Here is a 2,682-nt window from a genome sequence, read left to right on the forward strand (position 1 = left end):
CTCGACGCTGGGCGCCTGGTGCGTGGCGTTGGCGTCGATCATCTATTTTTCGGTGCTCAAGTCCGGGCCGGTGTTGCACGGCTGGTTGATCCCGATTCTGTTGTCGATCACGGTGCCGGTGACCACGTTGCTGTTGGCGCGCACGGCGTTGTTCCGCAAGCGCATGGCCGGAGATGATGTGCCGGCCGAGGTCAGCAGCCGGCGCTGATTTCTCAGGCAAACTCGTTAAAAAATGTGGGAGCGGGCTTGCTCGCGGAGGCGGTGTGTCAGTCAGTACATGTGTAACTGATGCACCGCCTTCGCGAGCAAGCCCGCTCCCACATTTGGATCGACGCTAGGCGAAAGACCGGATTCGCGCCGCTAACTCAGCGAGTTCGACATCATCCGCCCGCACATGGTCGTGGGACGAGATATAGCCTTCATAGGCCTCGAAGAACTTGTCCACCTTCGAACTCAACGGTTTGAAGGTACTGTCCGACCCGGTGCCATGCATGGGAAACAACTTCGCATGCAAATGATCCACCCCGTACCCCTCCATGATCAGCCCCGTGCGCGCTACATCGGGAAATGCCCGGTCGATCTGCAAGGCTGTCTTCTTCGCCGCCACCGCGAGCGCTGCCAGCACTTCATCCGACTGCGCAAACGCGTAGCTGCCGTAATGCTGCTTGGGGATCACCACGCTGAAACCGGGGGTGTTGGGGAAGATCGAGAGGAAGGCCATGTGCTGGTCGTCTTCCCACAGGATGTGGGCTGGGGCGGTTTTTTTAACGATGCTGCAGAAAATACAATCCATTTTAGTCACGGCCCTTTTCGTCGTGGATTTGATCGTAGACTTATCTAAAGCCACGATTCGGCACGCGTCAAAGCAAATAGGAAAAAGGAGACATATCCCACATGGAAATCAAGTGTTCGGTTTTTATCGCAGCCAGCGTTGACGGTTTCGTTGCACGACCTGATGGTGACATCGAGTGGCTTCACCGCCCGGAATATGAAATCGCCACCTTGAATGGCGTGACGTATGAACACTTCATCGCCACCGTCGATGCCTTGGTCATGGGTCGCAAGACTTTGGAGAAAGTCCTGTCCTTTCCCGAGTGGCCCTACGAGGGTTTGCCGGTCATCGCGCTATCTCGCCAGGTGCTGGAGATTCCCGCGCATCTACAGGGCAAGGTGGAAGTGCTGGCGGCGGATGTGGGCACACTGGTCAAGCAGTTGGCCGAGCGTGGCATGAAGCATCTGTATATCGACGGCGGGCAGACGATCCAGGCGTTTCTTGAGGCGGGCCTGATCGACGAGTTGATCATCACGCGAATCCCGGTGTTGCTGGGGCAAGGCATTGCGTTGTTCGGCGTGATCGGCAGCGAGCACGCGCTTCGCCATCTTGGCACGGACGTATCGGCAAACGGCTTTGTGCAGAGCCGCTATGCCATCGCAAAGACCTGAAACCACACACCTGTAGGAGCTGGCTTGTCGGCGATGGCGGCCTTCCGGGCATTGATAATGCGGCTGCCCGACCACTTTCGCCGGCATTCGTCTGCCGACATAGGTATCTGGTCGCGCGCAACCTGTGGCGAGGGAGCTTGCTCCCGTGGCGGCCTCCGTGCCGACTTGGATGCTAGGACATACTGAGTTACATATCCGTTTATGCGGTAACGATCACTACTAGTGTTTCCGCCCTTAAAGCGGGTCAGTTATGCAAAGAGCCGGAATGCCGCCCCAGCCAAAAATAACCAAAAGGCTTTGCTCCACCACTCGACACCTCGCCCAATCTCTGCGTGCCTGGTCGCACGCTTTGTTAGAATCAAAAGTTATGTGTAGGTATCAAAGACTATCAGCGCAAATCCAGCAATCAAAAAGCACCTTTATCGAACTAATACACATAGTCATTTTTTTGAGTATTGAAAATCCAAAATCGTCCCTGCAGAACGAAAAATATGACTCGCGCCAGCATAGTGTACTTAATGATATTTTTATGGTATGCAGATCGCATCAACGTTTGACACTATTGCGCCATCACAACAGATAGATCATCATTGAAAACAAAAAATACAAAACCACTCATGAGCACGATAAGAACACGGACGAGCACTTATGAACTCAAAGCTTACACAGCGACTAACTATTTCGAAGCCTTCTCATGTCGCCGCACTCCACCACAAATCAGCTAGAAGCGACTCCATTGTTTATCTATCGGATTACAACTCTGACAGCGCGATACTTGACATGTGGGAATCGTTTGGAAAAGCCGTAATATCTCTTTACGCCGCACGCTTGACTTTAAATCTACCTTCCAAAAAAACCTCGTCCGAGTGCTCAACACTGCTTCAGAAAGTAAGCCGCATATTAATAAATCAAATTTCTGAAAAAATAAAACAAAGCAAAATTGCAAAATTTGGATCTGGAGTTACTACTGAAGAGCGGAACCGACTGGAGAGCTACTACGCGATTACACATCAACTTATAGGCGTTACAGCTCAAGAAACTGGATATTCTAAAACAGTCTCAAGCTTAATAGAGCCACTTACAAATGCAAATCAAATAACTCTATCATCAGACAAAGACAACAAAACACTTCTGCAAGAGCTCTCTCAAAAGCAATATAACTCACTACCAACTTATAAGCTAGTAAACTCAACCGGCCCTGCTCACTCTAAAGTCTTTACCGCCGAAATAGAATTAAAT

General features: G+C 51.3%; 4 protein-coding genes. 3 read left to right on the forward strand and 1 reads right to left on the reverse strand.

Features of this window, described 5'->3' with window-relative positions; all coding sequences use genetic code 11:
• The coding region (locus HX803_RS32275) for a Na+/H+ antiporter subunit G (protein ID WP_178926098.1) at positions 1–208 on the forward strand (208 nt) is incomplete at its 5' end.
• Positions 209–334: 126 nt separating this feature from the next.
• On the opposite strand, the gene HX803_RS32280 is transcribed toward HX803_RS32275, so the two are convergent.
• Positions 335–793, reverse strand: coding sequence for an HIT family protein (locus HX803_RS32280; protein WP_178926101.1), 459 nt, complete (start codon positions 791–793; stop codon positions 335–337).
• Positions 794–894: 101 nt separating this feature from the next.
• Here HX803_RS32280 and HX803_RS32285 point away from each other — a divergent pair, with 101 nt between their 5' ends.
• Complete coding sequence (locus HX803_RS32285) at positions 895–1,443, forward strand: dihydrofolate reductase family protein (protein WP_178926099.1); 549 nt, start codon at positions 895–897, stop codon at positions 1,441–1,443.
• Positions 1,444–2,091: 648 nt separating this feature from the next.
• Positions 2,092–2,682 (forward strand): putative dsRNA-binding protein (locus tag HX803_RS32290; protein ID WP_178926100.1); only part of this gene is annotated, 591 nt, incomplete at its 3' end.

The organism is Pseudomonas sp. P7548 (genome assembly GCF_013386585.1).
In the GTDB taxonomy this organism is placed as follows: Bacteria; Pseudomonadota; Gammaproteobacteria; order Pseudomonadales; family Pseudomonadaceae; genus Aquipseudomonas.

Bases quoted from the DNA above. Each gene is read 5' to 3' on its own strand.
- HX803_RS32280 (WP_178926101.1), bottom strand. From the start codon at position 793: ATGGATTGTATTTTCTGCAGCATCGTTAAAAAAACCGCCCCAGCCCAC.
- HX803_RS32285 (WP_178926099.1), top strand. From the start codon at position 895: ATGGAAATCAAGTGTTCGGTTTTTATCGCAGCCAGCGTTGACGGTTTC.